Source organism: Thiomonas sp. FB-6 (genome assembly GCF_000377645.1).
Taxonomy (GTDB): Bacteria; Pseudomonadota; Gammaproteobacteria; order Burkholderiales; family Burkholderiaceae_C; genus Thiomonas_A.
In genome coordinates this window covers 91903-118782 of sequence record NZ_KB898479.1, presented here as the reverse complement: position 1 = coordinate 118782, position 26880 = coordinate 91903, and the positions used below count along the sequence as shown (strand labels likewise).

Annotated in this window: 25 protein-coding genes; 13 read left to right on the top strand and 12 right to left on the bottom strand. The window is 71.0% G+C overall.

Translation table 11 applies throughout. The features are described from left to right. Positions 1–291 precede the first annotated feature (291 nt). The 3 genes from D466_RS21315 to D466_RS0109705 all read left to right on the top strand — a co-directional run bounded on the left by D466_RS21315 (position 292) and on the right by D466_RS0109705 (position 1769). Positions 292–1086 carry a hypothetical protein gene (locus D466_RS21315; RefSeq protein WP_018913527.1) on the top strand — a complete coding sequence of 265 codons (795 nt, stop codon included), beginning with the start codon at positions 292–294 and terminating at the stop codon, positions 1084–1086. 202 nt (positions 1087–1288) lie between these two features. After that, the gene (locus tag D466_RS0109710) at positions 1289–1516 is read left to right on the top strand and encodes a DUF6290 family protein (RefSeq protein ID WP_018913526.1); all 228 of its coding nucleotides are present in this window, start codon (positions 1289–1291) and stop codon (positions 1514–1516) included. Beyond that, on the top strand, positions 1500–1769 hold the full coding sequence (locus D466_RS0109705; RefSeq protein ID WP_026285104.1) for a type II toxin-antitoxin system RelE/ParE family toxin: 270 nt from the start codon (positions 1500–1502) through the stop codon (positions 1767–1769). The genes D466_RS0109710 and D466_RS0109705 overlap by 17 nt, the downstream gene beginning before the upstream one ends. A 673-nt stretch (positions 1770–2442) precedes the next feature. Here D466_RS0109705 and D466_RS0109700 read toward each other — a convergent pair. Together D466_RS0109700 and D466_RS0109695 are read right to left on the bottom strand one after the other, a co-directional pair. After that, positions 2443–2880, bottom strand: a complete 438-nt coding sequence (locus tag D466_RS0109700) for a type II toxin-antitoxin system VapC family toxin (protein WP_196803458.1) — start codon at positions 2878–2880, stop codon at positions 2443–2445. Further along, positions 2877–3131: a type II toxin-antitoxin system Phd/YefM family antitoxin gene (locus D466_RS0109695; protein WP_018913523.1), complete on the bottom strand. Its 255-nt coding sequence runs from the start codon at positions 3129–3131 to the stop codon at positions 2877–2879. Before D466_RS0109695 ends, D466_RS0109700 begins: the two co-directional genes overlap by 4 nt. Positions 3132–3374: 243 nt before the next feature. On the opposite strand from D466_RS0109695, the gene D466_RS0109690 reads away from it, so the two are divergent. Continuing rightward, entirely contained in the window at positions 3375–4820 is a 1446-nt protein-coding gene (locus D466_RS0109690; protein ID WP_026285103.1) for a beta-1,3-glucanase family protein, read from the top strand. A gap of 115 nt (positions 4821–4935) precedes the next feature. Then, on the top strand, positions 4936–6390 hold the full coding sequence (fumC, locus tag D466_RS0109685; protein ID WP_018913521.1) for a class II fumarate hydratase: 1455 nt from the start codon (positions 4936–4938) through the stop codon (positions 6388–6390). A 37-nt stretch (positions 6391–6427) separates the two neighbouring features. Here the strand turns inward: fumC and D466_RS0109680 are convergent, their stop codons facing one another. Then, complete coding sequence (locus D466_RS0109680) at positions 6428–7249, bottom strand: EAL domain-containing protein (RefSeq protein ID WP_026285101.1); 822 nt, start codon at positions 7247–7249, stop codon at positions 6428–6430. A 92-nt stretch (positions 7250–7341) separates the two neighbouring features. Next, entirely contained in the window at positions 7342–8571 is a 1230-nt protein-coding gene (locus D466_RS0109675; RefSeq protein WP_026285100.1) for an HD-GYP domain-containing protein, read from the bottom strand. Positions 8572–8806: 235 nt separating this feature from the next. On the opposite strand from D466_RS0109675, the gene D466_RS0109670 reads away from it, so the two are divergent. Further along, positions 8807–10255, top strand: a complete 1449-nt coding sequence (locus tag D466_RS0109670) for an MFS transporter (protein WP_018913518.1) — start codon at positions 8807–8809, stop codon at positions 10253–10255. A 4-nt stretch (positions 10256–10259) separates the two neighbouring features. On the opposite strand, the gene D466_RS21310 is transcribed toward D466_RS0109670, so the two are convergent. After that, positions 10260–11216: a LysR family transcriptional regulator gene (locus D466_RS21310; protein WP_018913517.1), complete on the bottom strand. Its 957-nt coding sequence runs from the start codon at positions 11214–11216 to the stop codon at positions 10260–10262. 153 nt (positions 11217–11369) lie between these two features. Between D466_RS21310 and tcuA the strand changes: the two genes are divergently transcribed. From tcuA to D466_RS0109645, 4 genes are all read left to right on the top strand, one after another. Then, positions 11370–12773 (top strand): FAD-dependent tricarballylate dehydrogenase TcuA, encoded by a 1404-nt coding sequence (gene tcuA / locus D466_RS0109660; protein ID WP_018913516.1) that lies wholly within the window; start codon positions 11370–11372, stop codon positions 12771–12773. Beyond that, positions 12760–13941, top strand: coding sequence for a tricarballylate utilization 4Fe-4S protein TcuB (gene tcuB / locus D466_RS0109655; protein WP_018913515.1), 1182 nt, complete (start codon positions 12760–12762; stop codon positions 13939–13941). Before tcuA ends, tcuB begins: the two co-directional genes overlap by 14 nt. A gap of 122 nt (positions 13942–14063) precedes the next feature. Beyond that, positions 14064–15377, top strand: coding sequence for an MFS transporter (locus tag D466_RS0109650; RefSeq protein ID WP_026285099.1), 1314 nt, complete (start codon positions 14064–14066; stop codon positions 15375–15377). Positions 15378–15408: 31 nt separating this feature from the next. Next, entirely contained in the window at positions 15409–16797 is a 1389-nt protein-coding gene (locus tag D466_RS0109645; protein ID WP_018913513.1) for a CoA transferase, read from the top strand. Between the two features lie 37 nt (positions 16798–16834). Here D466_RS0109645 and D466_RS0109640 read toward each other — a convergent pair whose 3' ends face one another. Continuing rightward, positions 16835–18394, bottom strand: coding sequence for an acyl-CoA synthetase (locus D466_RS0109640; RefSeq protein WP_018913512.1), 1560 nt, complete (start codon positions 18392–18394; stop codon positions 16835–16837). Between the two features lie 205 nt (positions 18395–18599). Between D466_RS0109640 and D466_RS0109635 the strand changes: the two genes are divergently transcribed. The 3 genes from D466_RS0109635 (at position 18600) to D466_RS0109625 (ending at position 22071) form a co-directional block, all read left to right on the top strand. Then, positions 18600–20279, top strand: coding sequence for an AMP-binding protein (locus D466_RS0109635; RefSeq protein ID WP_018913511.1), 1680 nt, complete (start codon positions 18600–18602; stop codon positions 20277–20279). A gap of 97 nt (positions 20280–20376) precedes the next feature. Beyond that, positions 20377–21204: a DUF4197 domain-containing protein gene (locus tag D466_RS0109630; RefSeq protein WP_038165855.1), complete on the top strand. Its 828-nt coding sequence runs from the start codon at positions 20377–20379 to the stop codon at positions 21202–21204. Between the two features lie 6 nt (positions 21205–21210). Next, complete coding sequence (locus tag D466_RS0109625; RefSeq protein WP_018913509.1) at positions 21211–22071, top strand: urease accessory protein UreD; 861 nt, start codon at positions 21211–21213, stop codon at positions 22069–22071. 113 nt (positions 22072–22184) lie between these two features. On the opposite strand, the gene ureG is transcribed toward D466_RS0109625, so the two are convergent. From ureG to D466_RS0109595, 6 genes are read right to left on the bottom strand one after another with little or no spacing between them, the layout of a single operon-like run. Further along, positions 22185–22928 (bottom strand): urease accessory protein UreG, encoded by a 744-nt coding sequence (gene ureG / locus D466_RS0109620; RefSeq protein ID WP_018913508.1) that lies wholly within the window; start codon positions 22926–22928, stop codon positions 22185–22187. A gap of 8 nt (positions 22929–22936) precedes the next feature. Beyond that, positions 22937–23725, bottom strand: coding sequence for an urease accessory UreF family protein (locus tag D466_RS0109615; RefSeq protein ID WP_018913507.1), 789 nt, complete (start codon positions 23723–23725; stop codon positions 22937–22939). A gap of 4 nt (positions 23726–23729) precedes the next feature. After that, positions 23730–24350, bottom strand: a complete 621-nt coding sequence (gene ureE / locus D466_RS0109610) for an urease accessory protein UreE (RefSeq protein ID WP_018913506.1) — start codon at positions 24348–24350, stop codon at positions 23730–23732. A 10-nt stretch (positions 24351–24360) separates the two neighbouring features. Beyond that, positions 24361–26109 carry an urease subunit alpha gene (locus tag D466_RS0109605; protein ID WP_018913505.1) on the bottom strand — a complete coding sequence of 583 codons (1749 nt, stop codon included), beginning with the start codon at positions 26107–26109 and terminating at the stop codon, positions 24361–24363. Further along, complete coding sequence (locus D466_RS0109600; protein WP_018913504.1) at positions 26106–26414, bottom strand: urease subunit beta; 309 nt, start codon at positions 26412–26414, stop codon at positions 26106–26108. Before D466_RS0109600 ends, D466_RS0109605 begins: the two co-directional genes overlap by 4 nt. A gap of 29 nt (positions 26415–26443) precedes the next feature. Then, a complete protein-coding gene (locus D466_RS0109595) occupies positions 26444–26746 on the bottom strand; it encodes an urease subunit gamma (protein WP_026285095.1) in 303 nt (100 codons plus the stop codon). Positions 26747–26880: the final 134 nt, after the last annotated feature.

Genomic DNA, 26880 nt, shown 5'->3' with positions numbered 1-26880 from the left:
CGGAGGGCGGCCGTGAGTAGCGTGCCCGAGCGCAGCCCCACGAACCGTGAGCGAGCCGAGCAGATTGTTGCGCAGCGCCGGAAGAGGCCGGCGGTTGCCACGAGAGTCGCTGTCCCGGGTGGAACACCCCTTGCGCGCAGTGAAATGCTGCGGGGCGCAAGCCAGCGCTCCCCCGAATCCAGACCACCGCAGACGCTGCTGGAGCGCATCGAGGCGCGTGGTGGATATGCGCCCACAACCACAGCCCATCAGGGTCGCTTGCGAATTTTCCAGCCGACGCGGCGCCCGACAATGATCGACGAGCTGTTCACCACATCCTGGGGAAAGGTGCGCATCAAAGGTGCTCTTGATCAAGGACATGCGGACGTGGCTGAGGCAATCCTCCATACGGGCATGCACGCGGCCGAGCTTCCTGAAGGTCGGATTTCGGTTGTGGCCGACCCGGCGGAGATCCGAAGGGTGGCCAGGCAGGCAAGCGGTACAACCTTTCAGGCGGTTCTTGAGGATCTCATGCGGGCACTCGTGCAGATCGTCGAGCCGGAGCCCTTGGCAAGCGTCGGTCACTTGATCGACCACATCGACCATTTCGCGAAGCACGCCGACGGTTCCTTCATGATGGCTCCAAACCCGCTAGACCGACGTGAGCGGCACCTGTGGACGATCGAGTTTGGCAAGGTGCTTTGCCGACTCCTGGAGCAGGATTTATGGCTCTACAGGGATCCGGCGCCCATCGCTGCCATGCGTCACGGCATAAGCCAGGCCGTCGCGCGGCATGTGCTCAGTCATAGAACTGTGCCCGCTGGCGGCTGGAGGCTGGATGGTCTGATTCTGACCGTCGCTGGCCCTATTGAGGGTGCCGCGCTCCGCGACCGCCGGCGCGAACTTTGCGGGGTGCATGGCGACTCTGATGCACTGCGGCGTGCCGGCGTCTTGATCGAGGATGGGCGGGTTTACCGTGTGGAGCGTAAGCCCAGGCTCATGGAGCATAAGCCCGAGACTGCGGAGCATAAGCCCGGGGTGCGGAGCAAAAGCCTGGACGCGGCAGCAGTATCAGGAGTTTCAGACTCCAGGAGGCAGCGTCCATAAAGACAGCCGCTGCCTCCCGGTCTTCGACTTGTTGTTGTCGTTCGGTAGAACCTTGATCCAGTCGTAACTCCGTGGAGTCGGGATGTGCTTGTTGGTTGTGCGCAGCTTCCCCTTGCAGGCAACCCCAGTCTACAAGGTGGTACAAGAAGGAGGTCTTACCGATCTGTGCGATACTTGTATCGTTCCTGAGCTGGAGGCCATCATGCCCATTTCCCTGCGCCTTCCTCCCGATGTCGAGGACCGGCTGACCCATCTGGCCAAGGTCACGGGACGCAGCAAGACCTACTACGTCCTGCAGGCCATTCGCGAACACCTCGACGAGCTGGAGGACCTGTACCTGGCCGAGAAGGAACTCGAGGAGGTGCGCGCCGGACGCAGCCGCACGTTCACCCTGGACGAGGTGGAGCGCGAGCTTGGCCTGGCGGATTGAATTCTCCAGCGCGGCCAGGAAGGACGTGATGGCGCTCGACCCCCAAGTGGCGCGGCGCATCACGGGGTTCCTGCGCGAGCGCGTCGCTGTGCTCGACGACCCGCGCGCGATCGGCGAGGCCCTGCAGGGCTCGCGCCTGGGCGCGTTCTGGAAGTACCGCGTCGGGGACTACCGTGTGATCGCCAACATCGAGGACCAGGTGCTGCGCATCCTGGTCGTGCGCGTAGGCAACCGGCGCGAGGTCTACAGGTAGCTAGTTTGGCCGGCGGTGTGCTCGCCGGCTACTTGCGCGTGGCTGGCAGGCGCTTGAGCAGTTCGGCGTTTTGTTCCTGCAGTGTCTTGAGACTGCCACGCAGCCCGGCCCGGCGACGTCCTCGCGAGCCTTGATGCCTTCTTGGTGGGCGGTGGCCGCGGCTTCGCGCGCCTGGTCGAGGTCGCGCCCCAGCATCGTGCTCGAGGCCTTCTCAGCAGCCAGGGTTTGCTTGAGCTCGCCCATCTGGGCCTGCAGGGCGCTCCCAGAGGCCCGCAGCGCCTCGATCTGGCTTCTGGCATCCTCCAGGTCCGCCGGCCATCAGCCCCAAAGGACCTGCTGAGCTGGCGGTTCCCGAGGCGATCGCAGCTTTCGCGTCGGCGATGTGCTTGTTCGTTGTGCGCAGCTTCCCCCGGCAGTCAACCCCGGTCTACAAGGGTGCGATACTCGTATCGTGTCTGAGCTGGAGGCCAGCATGCCCATTTCCCCGCGTCTCCCTCCCGATGTCGAACCCTGGACGAGGTGGAGCGCGAGCTTGGCCTGGTGGATTGAATTCTCCAGCGCGGCCAGGAAGGACATGATGGCGCTGGACCCCCAAGCGGCGCGGCGCATCACGGGGTTCCTGCGCGTAGGCAACCGACGCGAGGTCTACAGGTCGCGACCCAGCATCCGGGGCTCAGGCGCCGGAACTCGCGGGATTCCAGGGATCGAGCAGGCGAACCCCGGTCGGCTCGAAGTCCGCGAGATTGCGGGTCACGACCGTCATGCCGTGCACCAGGGCCGTTGCCGCGATCCAGGCATCGCGCTCGGCTCGCGGATCAGGGACATGCAGTCGCGCGCAACGCAAGGCCACCGCGGTGTCGACCGGCAAGGTCCGGTCCGCGAATTCCGGGCGTACCTGAGCCTCCATCCAGGCTCTCAGGCGCTGGCCCTGGAGTTTGTCGCGGCGCTCGACCAGCAAAATGCCCGACTCGAGTTCCATCGCCGTGATGGCCGAGATGTAGATCTCCGTGGCATCCACGCTGCCGAGCCACGCGACGACATGGGCGTCGGCACGGCCATCGCCGGCTTTGCGCAGTTCCGAGATCACGTGGGTGTCCAACAGATACATCAGTCGAACTCCGCCGGACGCGGCACTCGGGACGAGCGTGGAACCACCAGCTCGATCTCGGAGAGGCCAGGCATGGATAGGGCCTCCACGATGCTGCGATGGCTGCGTGCCAGGCGCCTGTAGTCGTCGATGCTGAGCAGGACGTGCGCCGGCCGTCCCCGATCGGTGATGAACACGGGCCCCCGTTCGGCGGCCCGCTTCGCGCGGGTCACATCCTGGTTGAACTCGCGGCTGCTTACGGTGGTCGTGGTCATGGTGGCGCCCTGCGCGTATTAGTAGATATGTTACTACATTGAATTCCTATGCCCGAGGGCTGTTCGGAAACCGGGCCTCGTGTTTCATCACGCAGTCTCTCGTGAGTCAACATCCCGTGGCGCCAAAAACATCTTTGTCGTTTTCTGTGTATTTATGGATATTTAGCGGAATTTATAGGAAAAGGCCGACTAGACTTGCGCGAAAACATTGCTCACTTCCTGAAACAAAGGGGAACCAGGTTCATGGAACAACAAGTCCGATCGATGTCGCGCCGAGGCTTTCTGGTCAGCGTGGGCGGGGCGGCCATGCTGTCCGCCTGCGGCGGCGGCAGCAGCAGCTCGAGTTCCTCGACGCCCACCAGCGGCACCGCGACTTCGAGCGCGGCGGGCATGAAGGTGCCGCTGACCATCGACCTGAGCCAGGCCCGGCTGCCGGCGGGGGCGAGCACCGTGGCCTACGCCTACATCATCGGCGGCCTGTACACCGACGCGGCGCTGACGAATTTCGTGTGCTACCGGCTGGACGCCTCGGGGGCCGTGCACGCGGTGTCCACCGGCGACAACACCCAGGCCGCGCACAGCTTTCCCGACCCGAACGGCGTGGTCAGCGCGGCCGACACCCTGACCCTGGCGGCCGCCTATCCCTCGGCCTGGGCCGACTACGGCATCGCGCTGTCGGTAAGCGCGCCCAACTACATCGATCTGGGCAACATCGACACGGCCAGCATTCCCGGCCTGGGCACCGGGAACAATGCCTTCAGCATGCGCATCTACATCTCGCTGGGGGTTCCCAAGCTGCCCTTCAGCGCCCAGGCGGCGTACACCAGCGCCGGCGTGACCCACGCCAACCCCTACGCCGGCCCGGGCTTCGACACCGGAACCCCGGGCTCGCTGTGCCTGTACGACTGGTTCGAGTGTTCCATCGACAGCGCTCGCGTGCTCAACGGCAACACCACCTACGTGGACCAGTTCGGCATGCCGCTGATCGTGGCCGCCCAGCCGGGTACCACCGCCCAGGGGCAGCTGAACGTGACGCGCCAGCAGGCGCTGGCGGCCATCGCGGGCTTCGACCAGACGGTCTACAAGGGTCTCACCCAGGCGGTCAGCGCCCCCAGTGCCTATCCGGCGGGCACCGCCTACCTGCGAGCGATCTCGCCCGACCACCTTTCGGGCCTGAACCTGAGCAGCGGGCTGGGCGCGAGCTTCAACAGCTACTTCGATTCGGTCATCGCCTCGTGGAACGGTACGACGATCACCGTGATCGACTCGACCTCGGGCACCTTCCATTGCACGCCGTCGACGGGCAGCTGGGCCTTCACCGGCCCCAGCAGCTTCACCTTCACCGACGTCAACACCGCCAACATCTGGCAATGCGCCGGCACCATGGCCTCCGGCACCGCCGCGCAGAAAAACGTCGGCAAGCAGCTGCTCGCCGCCTTCAACCGCGGCCAGATGAGCGACACCACCCTGTCGAGCATCACGCTGTCGGACGCGAGCTGCCCCAGCCCGGTGCCGGATCCCTACTACAAGTTCTCGCCGTCGAACCAGTGGGCGTACAGTTTCCACGGCTGGAGTAGCAACCAGCTGGCCTACGGCTTCGCCTACGACGACGTGTGCGCGGCCAACCCCTCGTTCAACACCAGCGGTGCGCTGAGCTCGCTGTCGATCACCCTGGGCGCGATGTTCTGATCCGCGCCGGATCCGCGGCGCCGGGCCGGGGCATCGGCGGCGCGGGTCGACGCATCGCGGAGCATGCGCTATCGTTGACCGCAACGGCCCCGCGCGGGGCGTTTCGGAGTCCACGATGAGCGAAGCTCGAGCAGCGCGGCAGGCGGTGCCTCCCATCGGCATCGCCGCCACCGGTGTGCGCACGGAGACCGACTCCATGGGCAGCATCGAGGTGCCGGCGGACCGTTACTGGGGCGCGCAGACCCAGCGCAGCCTGGTGCATTTCTCGATCGGCGACGAGCGCATGCCCAAGGCCGTGTACCACGCCTACGGCTACGTCAAGAAGGCCGCGGCGCTGGTCAACCAGGCCGCGGGGCGCCTGGACTCCCGGCTCGCCGGGGCCATCGTCCAGGCCGCCGACGAGGCCATCGCCGGGCTGCTGGACGACGAGTTCCCGCTGTACGTCTGGCAGACCGGCTCGGGCACGCAGACCAACATGAACGTCAACGAGGTGCTGGCCAACCGGGCCGCGCAGATCCTCGGCGGCGCCATCGGCTCGAAGCATCCGGTGCACCCGAACGACCATGTGAACCTGGGGCAGTCGTCCAACGACACCTTCCCCACGGCCATGCACGTGGCCACGCTGCTGGCCCTCGATCAGGAGTTGCTGCCCCGGGTGGAGGCGCTGGCCGCCTGCATCGAGCACAAGGCCGCGCAGTGGATGGACGTGGTCAAGACCGGTCGCACCCACCTGCAGGACGCCACGCCGCTGACCGTGGGCCAGGAATGGTCCGGCTACGCCCACCAGATCCGCGACGCGCTGCGCGGCCTGGAGGCGGCCAGGCGCGGCCTGTACGAGCTGGCCGCCGGCGGCACCGCGGTTGGCACGGGCCTGAACGCGCCCGAGCATTTCGGGCGCGACGTCGCCGCCGGGCTGGCCGAGCTGACCGGCCAGCCCTTCGTCACCGCCCCCAACAAGTTCGCCGCCCAGGCTTCGCTGGACGCCATGGTGGGCGTCATGGCGGCCTTGCGCGGCCTGGCCGTCGCGCTGATGAAAATCGCCAACGACATGCGCTGGCTGGCCTCGGGCCCGCGTTGCGGGCTGGGCGAGCTGGTGCTGCCGGCCAACGAGCCGGGCTCGTCCATCATGCCCGGCAAGGTCAACCCGACCCAGTGCGAGGCGATGGTCATGGTGTGCATCCAGGTCATCGGGCTGGACAACGCCGTGGCCTTCGCGGGCAGCCAGGGCCAGTTCGAGCTCAACGCGATGCGCCCCCTGGTCATCGACAACGTGCTGCGCGCCCTGCGCCTGCTGGGAGACGCCGGCGAGAAGTTCCACCTGTATTCGGTGCGCGGCACCCGGCTCGACCGGGCGCGCATCCAGGCCTTCGTGGATCAGTCGCTGATGCTGGTGACCGCGCTGGCGCCGATCCTCGGCTACGACCAGGCCTCGGCCATCGCCCACCTCGCCCACGAGCAGGGGCTGAGCCTGCGCGAGGCGGCGCTGAAGTCGGGCCTGATCGACGCCGAGGCTTTCGACGCCGCCGTGCGCCCCGAGGCCATGGTCGGGCACGGGCTGGCGGGAAGCTGAGGCCCGCGCCGCTCGGCCGCGTACGGCCGCGCGCGTTTCAGCCGAGCTGCGCGGCCCCGCCGAGCTGGCGGAAGGCGGGCCGGGAAAACAGGTAGCCCTGGAACAGCGCCACGCCTTCGTGCAGGAAGAAGTCGCGCTCGCCCGGGGTCTCGATGCCCTCGACCACCAGCCGGATGTCCAGTTCCTGCGCCAGGCGCACCGTGGAACGCGCGATGGCCTGGCGCGCCCGATCGGCGTCGACGTTGCGCACCAGGTCCATGTCCAGCTTGATCAGGTCGGGCTGGAAATCCGCCAGCAGGCGCAATCCGGCGTAGCCGGCGCCGAAATCGTCGATCGCGGTGAGAAAGCCCTGGCGCTTGTACTCGCGCAGGATCTCGGCGAACCAGGGCCCGTCCTCGATGCGCTCGCCCTCGGTGACCTCGAACACGATGCTCGACACCTCCAGCCCGCGCCTGCGCGCGGCCTGCAGCGTGGTCTGGATGCACACCTCGGGGCGATACACCGCGTGGGGCAGGAAATTGATGGACAGTTTCTCGCCTTCGCGTTCGGTCAGCCCCAGGTCGCAGGCCAGGTCGATGGCCCGCACGCGGCAGGCCTGGTCGAAGCTGTAGCGGTTGCTCTCGCCGATGCGCTCGAGCACGCTGGCCGCGGACTCTCCCTGCGGCCCGCGCACCAGCGCCTCGTGGGCGTAGATGCGCCCGGCGCTCAGGTCCACGATGGGCTGGTAGGCGAAACTGAAGTCCAGTTCGCCGCCCAGGCCGTTGCCGCAGATCGCGCAGTGGTCCCGATCTCCCCCGCAATGCGGCGAACTTGCGTCCGAGGGGGCGGGCACGGGCTTAGGTGGCTGTTGCTCTGCCATCGGCAACTCCTTCTGATTCGAGCTTGGTGCAAGCGTAGCCGATGGCATGCGCGGGGCGCCGCGCTGCGTGCACGGCCGATCCCTCATCGCCCTCATTGCCAATAGGCCTCGGTGTCGGTGATGCCCCAATCCGCCGGGTTCTCGGGGCCGACGATGCGCTCGCGCGTGGCATCGGCGCCCAGGTCCACCAGCATGGGCTCGACGTAGGCGCGGGATCGGGTGCAGAAGAAGCTGCGCACGCGCGGCGTGAGCAGGGAGCCTTCGCCCTGTTCGACCACCACGCCCAGGCGTTCCGACTCCAGGCGCACCAGGCTGCCCACCGGATAGATGCCCACGCTCCTGACGAAGGCGGCGAAGATCCTCGGGTCCAGGTGCGAGCCGGTCCAGCGCGCCATGTTGCGCAGGGATTCGGCCGGATCCCAGCCCTTCTTGTAGGGGCGGTTGGAGGTGATGGCGTCATAGACGTCGCACACCGCGCCCATGCGGGCGACCAGGGAGATGGCCTCGCCGGCCAGCCCGTCGGGGTAGCCGGTGCCGTCCATCTTCTCGTGATGGTGCAGGCACACGTCGAGGGCCGCGTCGCCGATGCCTCGCACCTGGCGCAGCATGTCCCAGCCTTGGCGGGGGTGGGTCTTCATCACGTCGAACTCGCGCTCGCTGAGCTTGCCCGCCTTGTTCAGGATCGCCGGCGCGATGCGCGCCTTGCCCAGGTCGTGCAGCAGGCCCGCGGTGCCGGCCTCGCGGACCTGCTCGTCCGGGAGCTGCAACTGGCGGCCCAGCGCGATCATCAACGCGCATACCGCCACCGAGTGCATGTAGGTGTACTCGTCGCTGCTTTTCAGGCGGGTCACGCTGATCAGCGCCCAGGGATTGCGTTGCAGCGACGCGGCGATGTCCTCCACCAGGCTTGCCGCCGCCTCGGGATCGATGGCGCGCCCCAGGCGCGCTTCGGCGAACATCTCCCGCATCCTGGTTCTGGATTCCTCATACAGCTTGCGCGCGCGTCCGAGCTCGGAGGCCAGGTCGACCCTCTCCGGCAGGGCCCGCGCGACCCCGGGCGGGGCCGCCGGCGGCGCGGGCGGCGCCGCCGACGCGGGCTCGCGCGGCGCCTGCGTCTGCGCCGCCGCGGTCTCGCGCAGGTCGATGCCCTTGTCGGTGTCGATCCAGACCTCGGGGATTCCCGAGTCCAGGATCTTGCGCAGGTCCTCGGGCTCCTGCAGCAGGAAGGAGCGGCGCCAGAACGGATGCGCGAGCCACGAGCCTTCGAATCTCTGGATGAACATTCCTGGCTGCACGAGGGCGGCCGGAATCCTCTTCAACATATCCTGTTTCCTTGTCGACGCGTGGGCGGCCGGACCGGGGCCGCGCGCCGAGCCTCGGGTCACGTTCCGCCGTGGCACAGTCTCGCAGCTTGCCGGGGGGCGCGTCGACCCCGTGCGTGCGGGAAAGCGTCGCGAGTTGTTCAAAATCTCACACATTCGCTTCGTCCGACGCCGAAACCCGCGCCGGGGCTGGTCGCCTAGGATGGCTGCCAGACCCCCCACGAACCCGGCGAGCATGCAAACCCCTCCATCCCGCGCCGGCGGCACGACCGCCCGCTTCGTTGCGCCCGGCACGCTCGGCACCGTCGTCGCCGCCAGTTTCGGATTCGCGCTGGTGCAACTCGACGTCACCGTGGTCAACGTCGCGCTGCCGGCCATGGGCACGGCGCTGGGCGCGCCGGTCAGCGCGCTGCAGTGGGTGGTCGACGCCTACACCCTGTCCTTCGCCGCGCTGCTGCTCAGCGCCGGGCACCTGGGCGACCGCTTCGGCGCCAGGCGCATGTACATCGGGGGCTTCGCGCTGTTCGCGGCGGCCTCGGCCGCCTGCGGCGTCGCGCCGGACCTGGCGGTGCTGGCGGGTGCGCGCGCGGTGCAGGGGCTGGCCGCGGCGGCCATGCTGCCCTGTTCGCTGGCGCTGCTGAACCACGCCACCGCGCACGATGCGCGCCTGCGCGCGAAGGCGGTGGGCTGGTGGACCGCCGCCGGCAGCATCACCATCGCGGCCGGGCCGATCGTCGGCGGCCTGCTGCTGGGAGCCTTCGGCTGGCGCAGCATTTTCCTGGTCAACCTGCCGGTGTGTGCGCTGGGGGCGGCGCTGGCGCTGCGCCTGCCGGAGGCGCCGCGGCATCCGCCGTCGCGCGGCTTCGACCTGGTCGGGCAGTCGCTTTCGGCGCTGGCGCTGGCGGCCGTGGCCATGGCGGTGATCGAGTGGCGCCCGCTGGGCCCGGCCGATCCCCGGGTGTGGGGCGCCTTGCTGCTGGGCCTGGCTTGCGGCCTGGGCTTCGCCCGCGTGGAGTCGCGCAGCGCGCGGCCGATGATCCCGCCGGGCTTGTTCCGCCACCCGGTGTTCCGAGCCTGCCTGGCCTATGGCATCGTGGTGAACTTCACCTACTACGGCATGATGTTCGTGCTCAGCCTGTACCTGCAGCGCGTGCTGGGGCTGGCGCCGGTGCAGGCGGGACTGGCCTTCCTGCCGCTGACGGCGACCTTCTTCGCCGTCAACCTGCTCAGCGGCTGGTGGGTGGCGCGCGCGGGGTCGCGCGCACCGATGCTCAGCGGTGCGCTGATCGATGCGGCCGGCTTCGCCTGCATGTGCGCGCTGGGGGCGCACAGCCCGGTGTGGCTGATGCTGCCCATGTTCGCGCTGCTGCCCGCCGGCATGGGCCTGGGGGTGCCGGCCATGACCACCGCCGTGCTGGCCAGCGTGGACCGGCGCAGCTCCGGCGTGGTGGGCGGCGTGCTCAACGCGGCCCGCCAGGCGGGCGGCGCGATGGGGGTCGCGGTGTTCGGTGCGCTGTGCTCGGGCGGGGATGCGCAGATCCCGGCGGGACTGCATGCCTGCGCGCTGATCGCCGTCGCGCTGCTGTTGCTGGCCGCGGCCTGGGCCGCCAGGGCGGTGCGCCCGGCGCAGCCGCGCGGGACCGAAGCCGCGGGAGCCGCCGCGCAGGCGGAGCAGGGCCCTTAGCCTGTCAGCCGCCAGCGGGCTGGCCGTGCTCGAGCGGGCGCGGCGCTGGCGCGAGCCCGCAATGCTGGAACAACAGGTACAACTGCGCCGCGCTGGCCGACAGCGCCCTGGCGCGGCGGCGCAGCAGGCCCATGGTGCGCCGTACCTCGGGCTGGCCCAGCGCCACGCCCACCACCGTCGGCGCAGCCGGGGCGCCCACCCGATGCGAGGCCTCGATGGCGCTTGCCGGCATCGCGGCCACGCCCAGCCCGGCCTCGACCAGCGCCAGCGCGGCGCTGCCGGTCTGCACCTCGTAGGCCACGCGCGGGCGCAGCGCCATGCCGGCCAGCGCGCGGTCGAGCACGAGCCGGTTGCCGGAAGTGCGCGCCAGCGCGATGAAGGCATGGGCGTCGAGTTCGGCCCAGGCCACGCGCTCGCGCGCGGCCAGAGGGTGGTCGGCGCGGCAGGCCAGCACGAAGGCTTCGTCGTACAGGGGGCTGAACTCGAGGTCGCCGTCCTGCTCGTCGAGAAAACTCAGCCCGAAGTCGGCGTCCCCCTGCGCTACCGCCTGGCGCACTTCGTGGGCCTTGGCGTCGAGCACGACCACCTGCACCTTCGGGTGGCTCAGGCGGTAGCGCCGCAGCACCTCGGCGACCAGCCAGGGCACCACGCTGGGCACGCAGCCCAGCGTGACCCGCTCGCCGCGCGTGGCGGGGTCTCCGCGGATGGCCAGCAGCATGTTGTCCAGGTCGTCGAGCAGCACGCGCATCTTGCGCTCGAATTCGCGCCCCGCCGCGGTGAGCGCGACGCGCCGCGTGGTGCGTTGCACCAGCGCGACGCCGAGCGCGCGCTCGAGCTTGTCGATGCGCCGGCTGAAGGCCGGTTGCGACAGATGCACGGTCTCGGCGGCCTTGCGGAAACTGCCGAGATCGGCCAGCGCACGAAAGGCGACGAGGTCGTCGAGATCGAAGGGAAGGCGCATCGCGAGGGGTGGGAAGGGCGGGAAGCTTTGATGCGCATTTTCGATCAATCCTTGTGATCATTGCAATTGACCAAGGGTCCCGGGCCAAGCACACTGCCGGTCTATGCTTGAGACATCCCAATGCCTGCATGCAATGCCGGAGAGGCGGGCCGCATGATCGACGTGCTCGTGGTCGGAGGGGGCAACGCGGCGCTGTGCGCGGCGCTGACCGCGCGCGAGGCGGGCGCCACGGTGCTGATGCTCGAGGCCTCGCCTCGCGCATGGCGCGGGGGCAATTCCCAGCACACCCGCAACCTTCGCTGCATGCACGACGCGCCGCAGGACGTGCTGGTCGACGCCTATCCCGAGGAGGAGTTCTGGCAGGACCTGCTGAAGGTCACCGGCGGGCAGACCGACGAGGCGCTGGCGCGCCTGGTCATCCGCGCCTCCTCCACGGTGCGTCCATGGATGCGGCGCCACGGCGTGCATTTCCAGCCCTCCTTGTCGGGCGCGCTGCACACCGCGCGCACCAACGCCTTTTTCATGGGCGGGGGCAAGGCCCTGGTGAACGCCTACTACCGCAGCGCCGAGGCCCTGGGCGTGCAGGTGCGCTATGAAGCTCCGGTCGCGCGCATCGAACTCGAAGGCGAGCGCTTCGTCGCGGCCTGGGTGGGGGACGAGCGCATCGCCGCGCGCAGTTGCGTGCTGGCCGCCGGCGGCTTCGAGTCCAACCGCGAGTGGCTGCGCGAGGCCTGGGGGCGCAACGAACGCGGCGAGTATCCGTCGGAGCAGTTCCTCGTCCGCGGCACGCGGTTCAACACCGGGGTGCTGCTGCGTTTCATGCTGGACGCCGGCGCCGACTCCGTGGGCGACCCCACGCAGGCGCACATGGTCGCCATCGACGCGCGCGCGCCGCTGTACGACGGAGGCATCTGCACCCGCATCGACTGCGTCTCGCTGGGCGTGGTCGTGAACCGCGAGGGCGAGCGCTTCTACGACGAAGGCGAGGACTTCTGGCCCAAGCGCTATGCGATCTGGGGCCGGCTGGTGGCCCAGCAGCCCGGGCAGACGGCGTGGTCGATCATCGACGCCAAGGCCGTGGGACGCTTCATGCCGCCGGTGTTCCCAGGCACCCGCGCGCACAGCCTGCCCGAGCTGGCGCGCGCGCTGGGCCTGCCCGAGCAGCCGCTGCTGCGCACCCTGGACGCCTACAACGCCGCCTGTCGCCCGGGCAGCTTCGACCACACGCGGCTCGACGACTGCCGCACCGAGGGACTGGCTCCCGTGAAAAGCCACTGGGCCCTGCCCATCGACAAGCCGCCGTTCACCGCCTACGCGCTGCGCCCGGGCGTCACCTTCACCTACCTCGGCTTGCGCAGCGACGAGACCGCGGCGGTGCGCTTCGGCGGCCGCCCCAGCCCGAACCTGTACGTAGCCGGCGAGATGATGGCCGGCAACGTGCTGGGGCGCGGCTACACGGCCGGCGTGGGCATGAGCATCGGCACCGCCTTCGGACGCATCGCGGGCCAGCGCGCGGCCTGGTCGGCGCAAGGGGAGGCGCGGCATGGAGCAGCTTGAGCAACTGGTGCTGCAGGCACGCGCCACCGCCGAGGCGCGAAGCGCGGCCGATGCCGGCGCGCACGAGCGCGCCGATGCGGTGGAGGAGGCGTCGCGCATCCTGCAGATCTGCAACGCCTGCCGCTACTGCGAGGGCTTCTGCGCGGTGTTTCCGGCGATGACCCGGCGCCTGCAGTTCGACGCGCCCGACGTCGACTACCTGGCCAACCTGTGCCACAACTGCGGTGCCTGCCTGCATGCCTGCCAGTACGCGCCCCCGCACGAGTTCGCGGTCAACGTGCCGCGCACCATGGCCCGCGTGCGCCTGCGCAGCTACACCCGCCATGCCTGGCCGCGGCGCTTCGGCGCGCTGTACGCGCGCAACGGCCTGGTCGTGGCGCTGGCGCTGGCCGCGGGCATCGCCGCCTTCATGCTGCTGGCGCTGGCGCTGCACGGCAGCCTGGCCGAGGCGCCGGCCGGGGCGAATTTCTACGGCGTGTTCGCGCACGGCCTGCTGGCCTGGAGCTTCTCGGCGGCTTTCGCGTGGGCGCTGCTGGCGCTGGGCGTGGGGGTGGCGCGCTTCTGGCGCGAACTCGGGCCGGGCGCGCCCGACCCGGCGGCGCTGGGCGACGCGGCCGGCGCTGTGGCCACGCTGCGCTACCTGGGCGGCGGTCACGGCGAGGGCTGCAACAACGAGGACGATGCCTTCTCGCTGGCGCGCCGGCACTTCCACCAGGCCACCTTCTACGGCTTCGGCCTGTGTTTCGCGGCCACCGTGGTGGCCACCGGCTACCACTACCTGCTGCATCGCGAGGCGCCCTACGCCTACACCAGCGTGCCCGTGCTGCTGGGGCTGGTCGGCGGCGTGCTCATGGTGCTGGGTTGCACAGGCCTGCTCGGTCTGAACCTGCGCCGCCATCCCCTGCAGGGAGACCCCGCGCAGCGACCGATGGACCTGGGCTTCATCGCCCTGCTGCTGGCCGTCGCGCTCAGCGGTCTGGCGCTGGCCGCGTGGCGCGCGGGCCCCGCCATGCCCTCGCTGCTCGCGCTGCACCTGGGCGCGGTGATGGCGCTGTTCCTGACCCTGCCCTACGGCAAGTTCGCGCACGCGCCGTTGCGCGCGGCGGCACTGCTGCGCTGGGCCATCGAGCGGCGCCAGCCGAATCGTCTCGATTTGTCCGAGGAATGATCCAATAGCCCCTTTTCAGGCCCCGCGCGCACCGCAAGGAGCGCGGGGCACAAGCCGAAAGAGCCGTCCCCAAGCGGCCTTCGAGTTCCACTACGCGGCGTCACGCCGATCGGAGACCTTTCATGACAACAAGCACGACAGTCGCGGCCGCGCCTTCCCGCAACGACATCTACCGGGTGGCGCTGGCGAGCATCATCGGTTCCGTGATCGAACAATACGACTTCCTGGTCACCGGAATCATCGCCGCCACGGTCTGGGGGGGCGTGTTCTTCAAGCTTCCGGCGCTGGCGGCCGTCGCCGCGGCGATCGCGGTCTACGGCCTGGGCATCGTGATCCGCCCGGTGGGGGCCTTCATCTTCGGCAACATCGCCGACCGCTACGGCCGCAAGGACGCGATGGTCTGGGCGCTGCTGCTGATGGGCGTGAGCACGCTGCTCATCGGGCTGACGCCGACCTACGACTCCATCGGCGTGATCGCGCCGGTGCTGCTGATCGTGTTCCGGCTGGCGCAGGGCATCAGCTTCGGCGCCGAGTTCGGCACCGCCTCGACCTGGGTGGTCGAGCAGGCCGCGCAAAGCCCCAACCGCGCCTTCTGGGGGGCGTGGGTGGGATTCGCGATTCCCATCGGGCTGCTGCTGGGCTTCGGCTCGGTGATCATCGTGCGCTCGTCGATGGCCCCGGCGCAGTTCGTGGCCTGGGGCTGGCGCATCTTCTTTTTCATCGGTTTCGCGGTGGCCATCGTGGGCATCGTGATCCGCGCGCGGTCGATGGACAGCTTCGTGTTCGAGCGCTTCCAGAAGGACCGCCAGACCCTGGCCAGCCCGGCCGCGCAGGTGTGGAAGGAAATGCCCCTGCGCATCCTGCGCACTTCGCTGGTCAACGCGATGTTCGGCGGAGCCTTTTTCCTCAGCTTCGTGTTCGGCACCGGCTACATGAAGGCCGTGGGCTTCACCGGAACGCAGGCGGAAACGGTGGGCCTGATCGCCGCCGCGTCGATGCTGGTGTTCATGTTCATCGGCGCCAGGCTGGCCGACCGCATCAACCGCCGCACCGTGCTGCTGGTGTCCGCGGTGGTGTTCCTGGTGTGGGCGATTCCGTACTTCTACCTGATCAACGCGCACAGCTTCGCGCTGGCGGTGCTGGCCGAGGTGGTGGGATTCGGCTTCGTGTTCGGCTTCGGCTACGGCGCCATCCCGACCTTCTACACCGAGAACTTCCCCACCCGCTACCGCGCTTCCGGCGCCAGCGCGGCCTACCAGATCTCGCAGGTCTACGGCGGCGGGCTGATTCCCATCGTGGCGGGCCTGATCCTGCACGCCTACGGCATCCACAAGGCCTGGCTGTACATCGGCCTGTTCGTGATGGTCTACGCGGTACTGGCCATCCTGGCCATCCTGGCCACGCCGGAGACCAAGGGCGTGGACCTGGAGGCCTGAGCGCGCCGCGCCGGCACGCGGGGGCGCCGCGATGTTCGCACTGGCTCGCGCGCTGAGCGCGCAGATGTGGGCCGCGCTGGGCGGCGATCCGGCACGCCTGGGGCGCCTGCGCCTGCAGGGCGAGGGCGCGCTGCCCGGCGCCTTCGCGGTCAGCGACTTCGCGGCGGCGGCGGTGGCCTGCGCGGCGCTTGCGGCCGACGAGCTGCAGGGCCTGGCCAGCGGCGCGGCGGGCGGCGAGGCGCCGGCCGTGCGCGTGGACCGCCGGCTGGCCGCGCTGTGGTTCGGCGAGTCCCTGCGCCCGCAGGGCTGGAAGCCGCCTCCGGCGCGCGACACCCTGACCGGCGACCATGCCTGCGCCGACGGCTGGATCCGCCTGCATTGCAACGCGCCCCATCATCGCGCCGCGGCCTGCCGCGTGCTCGGCCTGGACACCGGCGCCGACGCCGCGCGCGCGGCGCCCGCGGTGGCGGCCTGGGCCGGAGCGGAGCTGGAGCAGGCCGTGGTGGACGCGGGGGGCTGCGCCGCGCAGATGCGCCACGCCGCGGCGTGGCGCGCGCATGCGCAGGGCGCCGCGGTGCGCGCGCAGCCGCTGGTGCTGCGCGAGGAACTGCCCGCGCCGCCGGCCGCGTGGGAGCCGGCCTCGGGCAGGCCCTTGCGCGGCCTGCGGGTGCTGGACCTGACACGCGTGCTGGCGGGGCCGGTGTCCACGCGCATGCTGGCGGGCCTGGGGGCCACGGTGCTGCGCATCGACCCGCCGTCCTGGGACGAGCCCGGACTGGTGCCCGACGTCACGCGCGGCAAGCACTGCGCGCGCCTGGACCTGAAGACCGCGCAGGGCCGCGAGCGCTTCGAACAACTGCTCGGCGCGGCCGACGTGTTCGTGCACGGGCTGCGCCCGGGCGCGCTGGATGCGTTGGGGCTGGACCCCGCGGCGCGGCAGGCCCTGCGCCCGGGGCTGGTCGACGTCTGCCTGGACGCCTACGGCTGGGCCGGCCCGTGGGCGGCGCGGCGCGGTTTCGACAGCCTGGTGCAGATGAGCTGCGGCATCGCCGAGGCCGGCATGCGCCATGCCGGCGCGAATCGCCCGGTGCCGCTGCCGGTACAGGCGCTGGACCATGCCACCGGCTACCTGATCGCGGCCAGCGTGCTGCGCGCGCTCGCCCGGCGCCTGCGCCATGGCGTGGGCACGCGCGCGCGCCTGTCGCTGGCGCGCAGCGGGGCGCTGCTGCTCGACGCGCCACCGCCCGAGCCCCGCGAGGCCCATGCCGCGCTGGACGAGGCGGACCTGGAGCCCGCGGTCGAGGCCACGGCCTGGGGCCCGGCGCGGCGCATCCGCGCGCCCTGGGCCATCGAGGGCGTGCACACCCACTGGGAACGGCCGGCGTCGCCGCTGGGAAGCGCCGAGGCGCGCTGGCCCTGAAGCCCGCGGGCGCGGCCGGCGAGGGGGCGCCGCGCGCTCAGGCCTGGTACAGGCTCGCGTAGTCGTCGCGCAGGCGGCGCTTGAGCAGCTTGCCGCTGGGGTTCTTGGGCAGCGCCTCGACGAACACGACCTTCTTCGGCGCCTTGAAATGCGCCAGCGTGTTCTCGCAATGCGCGATCAACGCCGCCTCGTCGAGCGCCTGCCCGGCCTTGAGCACGACGAAGGCGGTGACGGCTTCGATCCAGCGCGGATGGGGCAGCGCCACCACCGCCGCCTCGCTGACCTGCGGCAGCAGGTAGATGCATTCCTCCACCTCGCGGCTGGCCACGTTCTCGCCGCCGGTCTTGATCATGTCCTTCTTGCGATCGACCACGTACAGGTAGCCCTCGTCGTCCAGGGTGCCGAGGTCGCCGGAGTGGAACCAGCCGCCGTCGAAGGCGGCCGCGGTCTTCGCCTCGTCGCGGAAATAGCCGCTCATCAGCTGGGGCGAGCGGTGCACGATCTCGCCCACCTCGCCGGGCGCGAGGTCGCGCATGTGCTCGTCGACCACGCGGGTGCGCACGTTCAGCGCCGCGCGCCCGGCCGAGCCCGGCTTGCGCAACTGGTCCTCGGGCTGCAGCAGGGTGGCCAGCGGCGCGATCTCGGTCTGCCCGTACAGGTTCCACAGGCGCACCGCGGGCAGGCGCTGCGCGAGTTCGCGCAGCACCTGCACCGGCATGATCGAGGCGCCGTAGTAGCCCTTGCGCAGGCTGCCCAGGTCGGTGGTGTCGAAGTCCGGGCAGCGCAGCAGGCCGATCCACACCGTGGGGGGCGCGAAAAAGGAGCTGATGCGCTGCTGCCCGAGCAGCGCCAGCAGGCTTTGCGGCGAGGGCTGCGCGGTGATCACGTTGCTGGCGCCGACGTACACGGCGGGCCCCAGGAACACGTCGAGCTGCGCGCAGTGGAACAGCGGCAGCGCGTGCAGCAGCAGGTCCTCGGAGGCGATCTCGGCGCCCACCACGCAGCTGACGTATTCCCACAGCAGGGCCTCGTGGCTGAGCACGGCGCCCTTGGGCGCCGACTCGGTGCCGCTGGTGTAGACGATCTGCGCTGGATCCGAGCCCTGCAGCGAGGGCTGCGGCGCCTCGCCCTGCACGCGCAGCAGTTCGGTCCAGTCGATCATGCCTTGCGCGGGCGTACCCGCGCGCTCGGATTCCAGCCACACGAAGTGGCGCACCGAACTGCCGCGGGCCGCTTCGCGCGCCACCGGCGCGAACTCGCTGTCGCTGGCCAGCAGCATGGACTCGGAGTGGCGCAGGATGAATCCCGCCTCGGCCGGGCCGAGCATGAAGTTGACCGGCACCAGCACCGCGCCCAGGCGCGCCAGCGCGAAACGCATCGCCGCGAAGGCGTGGGAGTTGCGCGACAGCAGGGCCACGTGGCTGCCGCGCTGCACGCCCAGCGCGTGCAGCCCGCGCGCCAGGCGCTCGCACACCTCGGCGAACTGCGCGTAGCTCCAGCGCGTGTCGCCGCAGGCGATGGCCAGGCGCCGCGGGTGGCGCGCCGCGCTGCGCTGCAGCAGGTCGAACAGGGTCTGGCTGCGCGCGGGCAGGGTCATCGCTGGGGCCTCGTCGGGGGATCGTGCCGGGTGGGCACCGATTCTGGGTCGAGCGCGTAATTCTTGGCAACAAGGGTTGCCCCTGGGTCCTGCGCCGCATCAAAGCCTGCTAGTGTCCCGCAGGCGAAATGACAGTGATTAGCGGGACAGGACACTAGGCTGGCAAGAGACCACAATAACCCTCAGCACAAGCGAGGAGGCACCGATGAGCGACAGTCCGTCCGCGCAGGCATTCCTGCAGGCCCGGGATTTCCTGCTGCGCCACCGCAGCGACTACGAAACCGCCTACGCGGGCTTCCGCTGGCCGCGGCTGGAACACTTCAACTGGGCGCTGGACTATTTCGACCCCATGGCGCGCGGCAACCCGAGCCCGGCGCTGTGGATCGTGGACGAGCAGGGGCGCGAGGACAAGCTCAGCTTCGACCAGATGGCGCGGCGCTCCTCGCAGGTCGCCAACTGGCTGCGCGGACTCGGCGTGCGCCGCGGCGACCGCGTGCTGCTGCTGCTGCCCAACGAGGTGGCGCTGTGGGAATGCATGCTGGCCTGCATCAAGCTGGGCGCGGTGATCGTGCCCACCACCACGCTGGTCAGCGTGGACGACCTGCGCGACCGCTTCGAGCGCGGCGCCGTGCGCCACGTGATCTGCAGCGCCGCGGCGGTGGAGCGCTTCGCAGAGTTCGGCGGCCCCTACACGCGCATCGTGGTCGGCGGCCAGGCACCCGGCTGGCAGGGCTACGAGGCCTCGCTGCGGGCCGCCGAGGAATTCGTGCCCGACGGCGCGACCCGCGCCGAGGATCCGCTGCTGCTGTACTTCACCTCGGGCACCACATCGCGGCCCAAGCTGGTGCTGCACAGCCACCAGAGCTATCCGGTGGGGCATCTGTCGACCATGTACTGGATCGGCCTGCGCCCGGGCGACGTGCACTGGAACATCAGTTCGCCGGGCTGGGCCAAGCACGCCTGGAGCTGTTTTTTCGCGCCCTGGAATGCCGGCGCCACGGTGTTCATTTTCAACTACGCGCGTTTCGACGCCTGCGCCGTGCTGGACGCGCTGCGGGACCGCGGCGTGAGTTCGCTGTGCGCGCCGCCCACCGTGTGGCGCATGTTGATCCTGCAGGACCTGGAGCGCTGGAAGGTGTCGCTGCGCGAACTGGTAGGCGCGGGCGAACCGCTGAATCCGGAAGTGATCGAGAGCGTGCGCCGCGCCTGGGGCATCACCATCCGCGACGGCTACGGCCAGACCGAGACCACGGCCATCGTCGGCAACACCCCGGGGCAGCCGGTCAAGCCCGGCTCCATGGGGCGTCCGCTGCCGGGCTACCGCGTGGTGCTGCTGGACGTGGATGAACGGCCGGCCGCCGACGGCGAAGTGTCGCTGGCCCTCGACGAACGCCCGCTGGGCCTGATGCTGGGCTACGAGGGCCAGCCCGACAAGACCGCCGAGGCCTGCCGCGGCGGCAACTACCACACCTCCGACGTGGCCAGCCGCGACGCCGACGGCTACCTCAGCTACGTCGGGCGCTCGGACGACGTGTTCAAGGCCTCGGACTACCGCATCAGCCCCTTCGAGCTGGAAAGCGTGCTGATCGAGCATGACGCGGTGGCCGAGGCGGCCGTGGTGCCGGCACCGGATCCCATCCGCGCCGCGGTGCCCAAGGCGGTGGTGGCGCTGCGCGCGGGCGTGGCGCCCAGCCGCGAGCTGGCGCTGGACATCCTGCGCTTCGCGCGCGAGCGCCTGGCGCCGTACAAGCGCATCCGCGTCATCGAGTTCGCCGAGTTGCCCAAGACCCTGTCGGGCAAGATCCGTCGCGTCGAGCTGCGCAAGCTCGAACTCGGGCGCGAGCCCGGCGAGACACGCGAGCTGGAATTCCGCGAGGAGGACTGAAGCGCGATCGGGGGGGGGGCGGCCATCGCGCTGAGTCACAATGTGCGCGAAGGGCGCGCCGGCCTGCCGCGGGCGGGAGCGCGCCGGGGAGCCTGCGATGAATCCAAGGGGACGCGCGCGCCGCGCGTGGTTGGCCGGTGCACTGGGCGCGGCCAGCGCCTGGCCGGCGGCGAGCGCCTGGAGCTTCGACCTCGGACAACTGCAAAAGCAGCTCGGCGGCGCCTTGCCGGGCGCGCTGCCCGGCGGCCTGGCCGGCAGCGCGCCCGGCAGCGGCAACACCCCCGCGGGCTCCAACCCCCGGCTGGGCGAACTCAGCGACAGCCAGGTGGGCCAGGGCCTGAAGGATGCGCTGGGCCGCGGCGTGGACGTGGCGGTGTCCACGCTGGGGCGCCGCGACGGTTTCTGGGGCAGTCCGCAATGGCGCATTCCCCTGCCGCCGGCGCTCGAGCGGGCCTCCAGCCTGATGCGCATGGCCGGGCTGGGCGCGCAGGCCGACGCGCTGCAACTGGCCATGAACCGCGCCGCCGAGGCCGCGGTGCCCGAGGCGCGCAGCCTGCTGGTGTCGGCGGTGCGCCAGATGAGCATCACCGATGCGAAGAACATCCTCACCGGCGGCGACCACGCGGCCACCGACTACTTCCGCGCCAAGACCCAGACCCAGCTGCAGCGCAGTTTCCTGCCCATCGTGCACCAGCAGACGCAGAAGGTGGGCCTGGCGCAGACCTACGACCGCTACGCGGCGCAGGCGGCCCGCTTCGGCCTGGTCCAGCAGGACCAGGCCAGCATCGACCAGTACGTGACCGGGCAGGCGCTGGACCGGCTGTACCAGGCCATCGGCGACGAGGAGAAGTCGATCCGCGCCGACCCCGCGGCCGCCGGCTCGGCGCTGGTGCGCAAGGTGTTCGGCGCCGTGCAGGGAGGCTGAGTGGACATGCACCAGGCCACCCCCGCCCCGGCCGATACCGGTTGGGCCTCGCGCCTGCAGCTGCGCTACCTGCACGAGGCCGGGCGTACGCGCGCCCTGCACCGCCACGAAGGCGCGCTGCGCGTGCTGGCGGCGCTGTACCCCGAAGGCGAGGCGGTGTGCCACCACGTGCTGGTGCACCCGCCCGCCGGCCTGGCCGGCGGCGACAGCGTGCACATGGAGCTGGAACTGGAGCCCGGCGCGCACGCGCTGCTGACCACGCCGGGGGCCACGCGCTTCTACCGCAGCCTGGGCGCCGGCGCCTCGCAAAGCCTGCGGGCTCGCGTGGCCGCGGGCGCGCGCCTGGAATGGCTGCCGCTGGAAAGCCTGGCCTACGAGGATTGCATCGCCGAGAACCGCGCCGTGTTCGAGCTGGAGCCCGGGGCCGAGATGCTGGCCTGGGACATGCTCGCGCTGGGCCGGCCGGCCTCAGGCGACGCCTTCGCGCGCGGCCGTTTCACCCAGCACCTGGAAATCCCCGGCGTGTGGCTGGAACGCGGCTGCATCGACGGCACCGATCGGGTGCTGCGCGAGGCGCCGGGCGGCCTGGACGGGCGAGCCGCGATGGGCACGCTGCTGCTGGCCGCCGGAAGCCCGCTGCAGGCCGCGCGCCGCGAGGCCCTGCTGGAGACGGCACGCGCGCTGCTGGAGGACCTGCCCGAGGGCCTGCGCGCGGGCGTCACTTCGCCGCAGCCCGGCGTGCTGGTGCTGCGGGCGATGGCCCAGCGTGTCGAGCCGGTGGCGGATTTGCTGCGCGGCGTGTGGGCCGCCTGGCGCACCCAGGCCTGGGGCCTCGCCCCCTGCGTTCCCCGCGTGTGGTCGACTTGATGGACGGCCCCCACGCTCGCTGACGCTCGCTGCCCCCCGAGGGGGTCGCAGCCGCCTTGGGGCGGCCCGGCGCCGGCTGCGGGGCGGCCCTGCGATGACTTGATCTTGAATTTTCAGCCGGGCGTCAGCAGGCCGCGGGTCTCGATGAAGCGGATCACGTCCTCCAGGCCCTGCAGGGTCTTCAGGTTGGTCATCGCGTAGGGCTTGCCGGGGCGCATGCGCTCGGTGTCTGCGCGCATGATGTCCAGGTCGGCGCCGACGTGGGGTGCCAGGTCGACCTTGTTGATCACGAACAGGTCGCTGCGGGTGATGCCCGGGCCGCCCTTGCGGGGAATCTTCTCGCCCCCGGCCACGTCGATCACGTACAGGGTCAGGTCCGACAGCTCGGGGCTGAAGGTGGCGGCCAGGTTGTCGCCGCCGGACTCGATGAACACGATGTCGGCGTCGGGGTAGCGCTCGAGCATGCGGTCCACCGCCTCCAGGTTCACCGAGGCGTCCTCGCGGATCGCCGTGTGCGGGCAGCCGCCCGTTTCCACGCCCTCGATGCGCTCGGGCTCGAGCGCACCGGCCACGGTGAGCAGGCGCTGGTCCTCGCGGGTGTAGATGTCGTTGGTGATCACCACCAGGTCGTAGCGTTCGCGCATGGCCTTGCACAGCATTTCCAGCAGCGTGGTCTTGCCCGAGCCGACGGGGCCGCCGATGCCCACGCGCAGCGGCGGCAGGCGCTTGCTGCGCCCGCGCACGTGGTGCAGCGCGTGCACCTGGGAGCCGGGGTGGCGCGCGGCGGAGGAAGGCAGGGACGATGCGCCGACGGAGGCGGCGGTGGAGGCGGCGTCGGAGGCGGGCAGGGTGCTCATGGCGGGGCTCAGGATCGGAACAGACGGGAGTACTGGGTTTCGTGGCGCGCGCTGAGCACGGCCAGCATCGGGGAAAAGCTCTGCCACGACTCGGGCCGGTCGCGCAGTTCCAGCGCACGCTCCACCGCCGCGGGCAGATCCTGCGACAGCGCGTGCAACAGGCGCTGGCCGCTGCTCTGGCCCAGCGGCACGCTGCGCAGCGCGGCCTGCACCTGGTTGTCCAGCCAGGAGAAACCCAGCGCCTGCAGGGTACGGCGGGCGTCCAGGCCCAGCGCGCAGGCTCCGAGGGCGAAACCCAGCGGCCAGCAGGGCGCGGTGCCCAGCTGCGCGGCGCGATCGAGCAGCGCGTGCCCGGGCAGCAGGCGCGCCAGCCAGTCCAGCATGGAGCGGCCCATCTGCTGGCTTTGCAGGCGAAGCTCGGCGCTTTCGCGGGTCGCCAGCACCCACGACTGGACTTCGCGCAGGGCCCGCAGGTCGCCGGCGCGCCAGGCCGCGTGGGCGCGCGCGGCCGCCGGCAGCTCGGAGCGCGCCAGCACCAGTTGCAATTGCCCGCGCAGCCAGCGCAGTGCGCCGGCTTCGTCGGGCACGACCCCGGCGTCGACCGCGGCCTCCAGGCCCTCGGAGTAGCTGAAGCCGCCCACCGGCAGCGCCGGCGAGGACAGCCACATCATCGCCAGCTCGGGTGCCGGCAGGCCCGGCGCCGGCTCGGCGCAGGCGGGGATGGGGGCGGGGATGGGGGCGGGGATGGAGCCGGCGGGCGCCGTGGCCGCGTCCTGGTCCATGGTGGCCTGATCCACGCCCTCACTCCCGGCCGCGCTCGGCGCCGGGCGCGCCGGCGGCGTCGTATGCGTGGGCAGGCCCGTGCTCGTGCTCGTGCTCGTGCGCGGAATGGGCATGCGGCCTGTCGTGGCCCTGCCCCTGTCCGTGTCCATGGCCGTGGCCGTGTCCATGGCCATGCGCGGCGGAGGCACCGTCGTAGGCCCCCGCCTCGGGCTCGAAGGCGGCCAGCGTCTCCAGCACCTGCAGGCCCATGCGCCGCAGCATGTCGGCCAGCACCGGGTCGGGTTCGAGTTGCAGCAGCCCGGGGGCGACCTGCAACGGCACGTGGCGGTTGCCCAGGTGGTAGGCGGCGCGCAGCAGCGCCAGCGCGTCGTGCGCGCGCACCTGCAGCACCGGCTGTGCGGCGGCCCGCACGCGCAGCAGCGAGCCGTCGACGCCGACCAGGGCGTCGCCGTCGCGCAGCACGCTGCCGCGGGGCAGGAACACCGCCAGTTCGCGGCCCCGGCTGTCGCGCGCGCCGAAGCGGCTGCGCGAGCGCGTGTCCCAGTCCAGCACCAGCAGCGCGGCGCGTTCCAGCAGCGTGCGCGCCAGGCCCCGGCCGCCCGGGATGCGCTTGTCGACCTGCAGCCTGGTGTCGTGCATGGCCGCCTCCTCAGAACAGGAAATAGCGCTGGGCCATGGGCAGCTCCGCCGCCGGCTCGCAGCGCAGCAGCACGCCGTCGGCGCGCACCTCGTAGGTCTGCGCGTCCACCTGCATGGCCGGCGTATAGGCGTTGTGCACCATGTCGGCCTTGCGCACGCCGCGGCAGCCGCGCACCGCGCTCAAGGGCTTGCGCAGGCCCAGGCGCGCGCCGATGTCCGCGCCCAGCGCGGCCTGCGATACGAAGCTCAGTGAGGTCGCGGCCAGCGCGCCGCCGAAGGCGCCGAACATGGGGCGCGCGTGCACGGGCTGCGGCGTCGGGATGGAGGCGTTGGCGTCGCCCATCAGCGCCGCGGCGATGAAGCCGCCCTTGAGCACCACGCTGGGCTTGATGCCGAAAAAGCCCGGGCGCCACAGCACCAGGTCGGCCCACTTCCCGGGCTGCACCGAGCCCACCTCGTGCGCGATGCCGTGGGCCAGCGCCGGGTTGATGGTGTACTTGGCCACGTAGCGCCGGGCGCGGAAGTTGTCGTTGCGGGAGTCCGCGCAGACCGCGCTCAGGCCCGCGTCCGGGGCCGGCGCGAGCCAGCCTCGCTGGGCCTTCATCTTGTGCGCGGTCTGCCAGGTGCGCAGGATCACCTCGCCCACCCGCCCCATGGCCTGGCTGTCGCTGGACATGATGCTGATGGCCCCGAGGTCGTGCAGGATGTCCTCGGCGGCGATGGTCTCGCGCCGGATGCGGCTCTCGGCGAAGGCCAGGTCCTCGGCGATGGTGGCGTCCAGGTGGTGGCACACCATCAGCATGTCGAGGTGTTCGTCGATGGTGTTGACCGTATAGGGCCGGGTCGGGTTGGTCGACGACGGCAGCACGTTGGACTCGCCCAGCACCCGCAGGATGTCCGGCGCGTGGCCGCCCCCGGCACCCTCGGTGTGGAAGGTGTGGATGGTGCGCCCCTTGAAGGCCGCGATGGTGTCCTCGACGAAGCCGGACTCGTTGAGCGTGTCGGTGTGGATGGCCACCTGCACGTCGGACTCCTCGGCCGCCTCCAGGCAGGTGTCGATGGCCTGCGGCGTGGTGCCCCAGTCCTCGTGCAGCTTCAGCCCGATGGCGCCGGCGTCGAGCTGCTCGCGCAGCGGGTCGAGGCGGCTGGCGTTGCCCTTGCCGTAGAAGCCCAGGTTCATCGGGAAGGCCTCGGCCGCCTGCAGCATGCGCGCCAGGTTCTCCGGGCCCGGCGTGCAGGTGGTGGCGTTGGTGCCGGTGGCCGGGCCGGTGCCCCCTCCCAGCATGGTGGTGATGCCGCTGGCCAGGGCTTCCTCGATCTGCTGCGGGCAGATGAAGTGGATGTGCGAGTCGATGCCGCCGGCGGTCAGGATCATGCCTTCGCCGGCGAGGATCTCGGTGCCGGGGCCGATGACCACGTCCACGCCCGGCTGCACGTCCGGGTTGCCGGCCTTGCCGATGGCGGCGATGCGCTGCCCGCGCACCCCCACGTCGGCCTTCACGACGCCCCAGTGGTCGAGGATCAGCGCGTTGGTGATCACCAGGTCCATGGCGCCTTCGGCGCGCGTGGCCTGGCCCTGGCCCATGCCGTCGCGGATGGTCTTGCCGCCGCCGAACTTGACCTCCTCGCCGTAGCCGCCGGCACGCAGCGTGTAGTCCTGCTCGACTTCGATGAACAAGCCGGTGTCGGCCAGGCGCACGCGGTCGCCGGCGGTGGGGCCGAACATCTCGGCGTAGGCGCGTCGTGCGATGCGGCTCATGCCAGATCTCCCATCAGCTCGCCGCGAAAGCCGAACACGCGGCGCGCGCCGCCGTAGGGCACCAGTTCCACCGTGCGCTGCTGCCCGGGCTCGAAGCGCACCGCGGTGCCGCTGGCGATGTCCAGGCGCATGCCGCGCGCCGCGTCGCGGTCGAAGCGCAGCGCCGGGTTGGTCTCGGCGAAGTGGTAGTGGGAGCCGACCTGGATCGGGCGGTCGCCGGCGTTGTGCACCACCAGGCGCAGGCGCGGCCGTCCGGGGTTGAGCTCGAGCTCGCCGTCGGCGCAGAGGATTTCTCCGGGGGTCATGCTGGGGCTCCTCGGTTGGGGACGCGGGTTCAGGCGATGGGCTGGTGCACCGTGACCAGCTTGGTGCCGTCGGGGAAGGTGGCCTCGACCTGGATGTCGGGGATGAGTTCGGCGACTCCGTCCATCACGTCCTCGCGGCTCAGCAGTTCGCGGCTCGAGCTCATCAGCTCGGCCACGCTGCGTCCGTCGCGCGCGCCCTCGAGCACCGCCGCGCTGATGTAGGCGACGGCCTCGGGCAGGTTCAGGCGCAGGCCCCGCGCCTTGCGGCGCTCGGCCAGCAGCGCGGCGGTGAAGATCAGCAGCTTGTCCTTTTCGCGGGGGCTCAGGTCCATGGTGCGCAATGGGTGGGATGCGGGTGCATGCACCATGGCAAGAACCGTACCCGCCGTCGTGGTGCGCCGCGCAGGGGAGGGCGCACCTGCACTGGGCGTGCTCCCGCGGCGGCGCGTGGTGCGCCGACGCACGG

Bases quoted from the DNA above. Each gene is read 5' to 3' on its own strand.
- D466_RS0109625 (WP_018913509.1), top strand. From the start codon at position 21,211: ATGCACCAGGCCACCCCCGCCCCGGCCGATACCGGTTGGGCCTCGCGC.
- D466_RS0109650 (WP_026285099.1), top strand. From the start codon at position 14,064: ATGACAACAAGCACGACAGTCGCGGCCGCGCCTTCCCGCAACGACATC.
- D466_RS0109605 (WP_018913505.1), bottom strand. From the start codon at position 26,109: ATGAGCCGCATCGCACGACGCGCCTACGCCGAGATGTTCGGCCCCACC.
- D466_RS0109640 (WP_018913512.1), bottom strand. From the start codon at position 18,394: ATGACCCTGCCCGCGCGCAGCCAGACCCTGTTCGACCTGCTGCAGCGC.
- D466_RS0109670 (WP_018913518.1), top strand. From the start codon at position 8,807: ATGCAAACCCCTCCATCCCGCGCCGGCGGCACGACCGCCCGCTTCGTT.
- D466_RS21315 (WP_018913527.1), top strand. From the start codon at position 292: ATGATCGACGAGCTGTTCACCACATCCTGGGGAAAGGTGCGCATCAAA.
- D466_RS0109690 (WP_026285103.1), top strand. From the start codon at position 3,375: ATGGAACAACAAGTCCGATCGATGTCGCGCCGAGGCTTTCTGGTCAGC.
- fumC (WP_018913521.1), top strand. From the start codon at position 4,936: ATGAGCGAAGCTCGAGCAGCGCGGCAGGCGGTGCCTCCCATCGGCATC.
- D466_RS0109600 (WP_018913504.1), bottom strand. From the start codon at position 26,414: ATGACCCCCGGAGAAATCCTCTGCGCCGACGGCGAGCTCGAGCTCAAC.
- tcuA (WP_018913516.1), top strand. From the start codon at position 11,370: ATGATCGACGTGCTCGTGGTCGGAGGGGGCAACGCGGCGCTGTGCGCG.
- D466_RS0109680 (WP_026285101.1), bottom strand. From the start codon at position 7,249: ATGGCAGAGCAACAGCCACCTAAGCCCGTGCCCGCCCCCTCGGACGCA.
- ureG (WP_018913508.1), bottom strand. From the start codon at position 22,928: ATGAGCACCCTGCCCGCCTCCGACGCCGCCTCCACCGCCGCCTCCGTC.
- D466_RS0109635 (WP_018913511.1), top strand. From the start codon at position 18,600: ATGAGCGACAGTCCGTCCGCGCAGGCATTCCTGCAGGCCCGGGATTTC.
- D466_RS21310 (WP_018913517.1), bottom strand. From the start codon at position 11,216: ATGCGCCTTCCCTTCGATCTCGACGACCTCGTCGCCTTTCGTGCGCTG.
- D466_RS0109630 (WP_038165855.1), top strand. From the start codon at position 20,377: ATGAATCCAAGGGGACGCGCGCGCCGCGCGTGGTTGGCCGGTGCACTG.
- ureE (WP_018913506.1), bottom strand. From the start codon at position 24,350: ATGCACGACACCAGGCTGCAGGTCGACAAGCGCATCCCGGGCGGCCGG.
- D466_RS0109645 (WP_018913513.1), top strand. From the start codon at position 15,409: ATGTTCGCACTGGCTCGCGCGCTGAGCGCGCAGATGTGGGCCGCGCTG.
- tcuB (WP_018913515.1), top strand. From the start codon at position 12,760: ATGGAGCAGCTTGAGCAACTGGTGCTGCAGGCACGCGCCACCGCCGAG.
- D466_RS0109595 (WP_026285095.1), bottom strand. From the start codon at position 26,746: ATGGACCTGAGCCCCCGCGAAAAGGACAAGCTGCTGATCTTCACCGCC.
- D466_RS0109675 (WP_026285100.1), bottom strand. From the start codon at position 8,571: ATGTTGAAGAGGATTCCGGCCGCCCTCGTGCAGCCAGGAATGTTCATC.
- D466_RS0109695 (WP_018913523.1), bottom strand. From the start codon at position 3,131: ATGACCACGACCACCGTAAGCAGCCGCGAGTTCAACCAGGATGTGACC.
- D466_RS0109710 (WP_018913526.1), top strand. From the start codon at position 1,289: ATGCCCATTTCCCTGCGCCTTCCTCCCGATGTCGAGGACCGGCTGACC.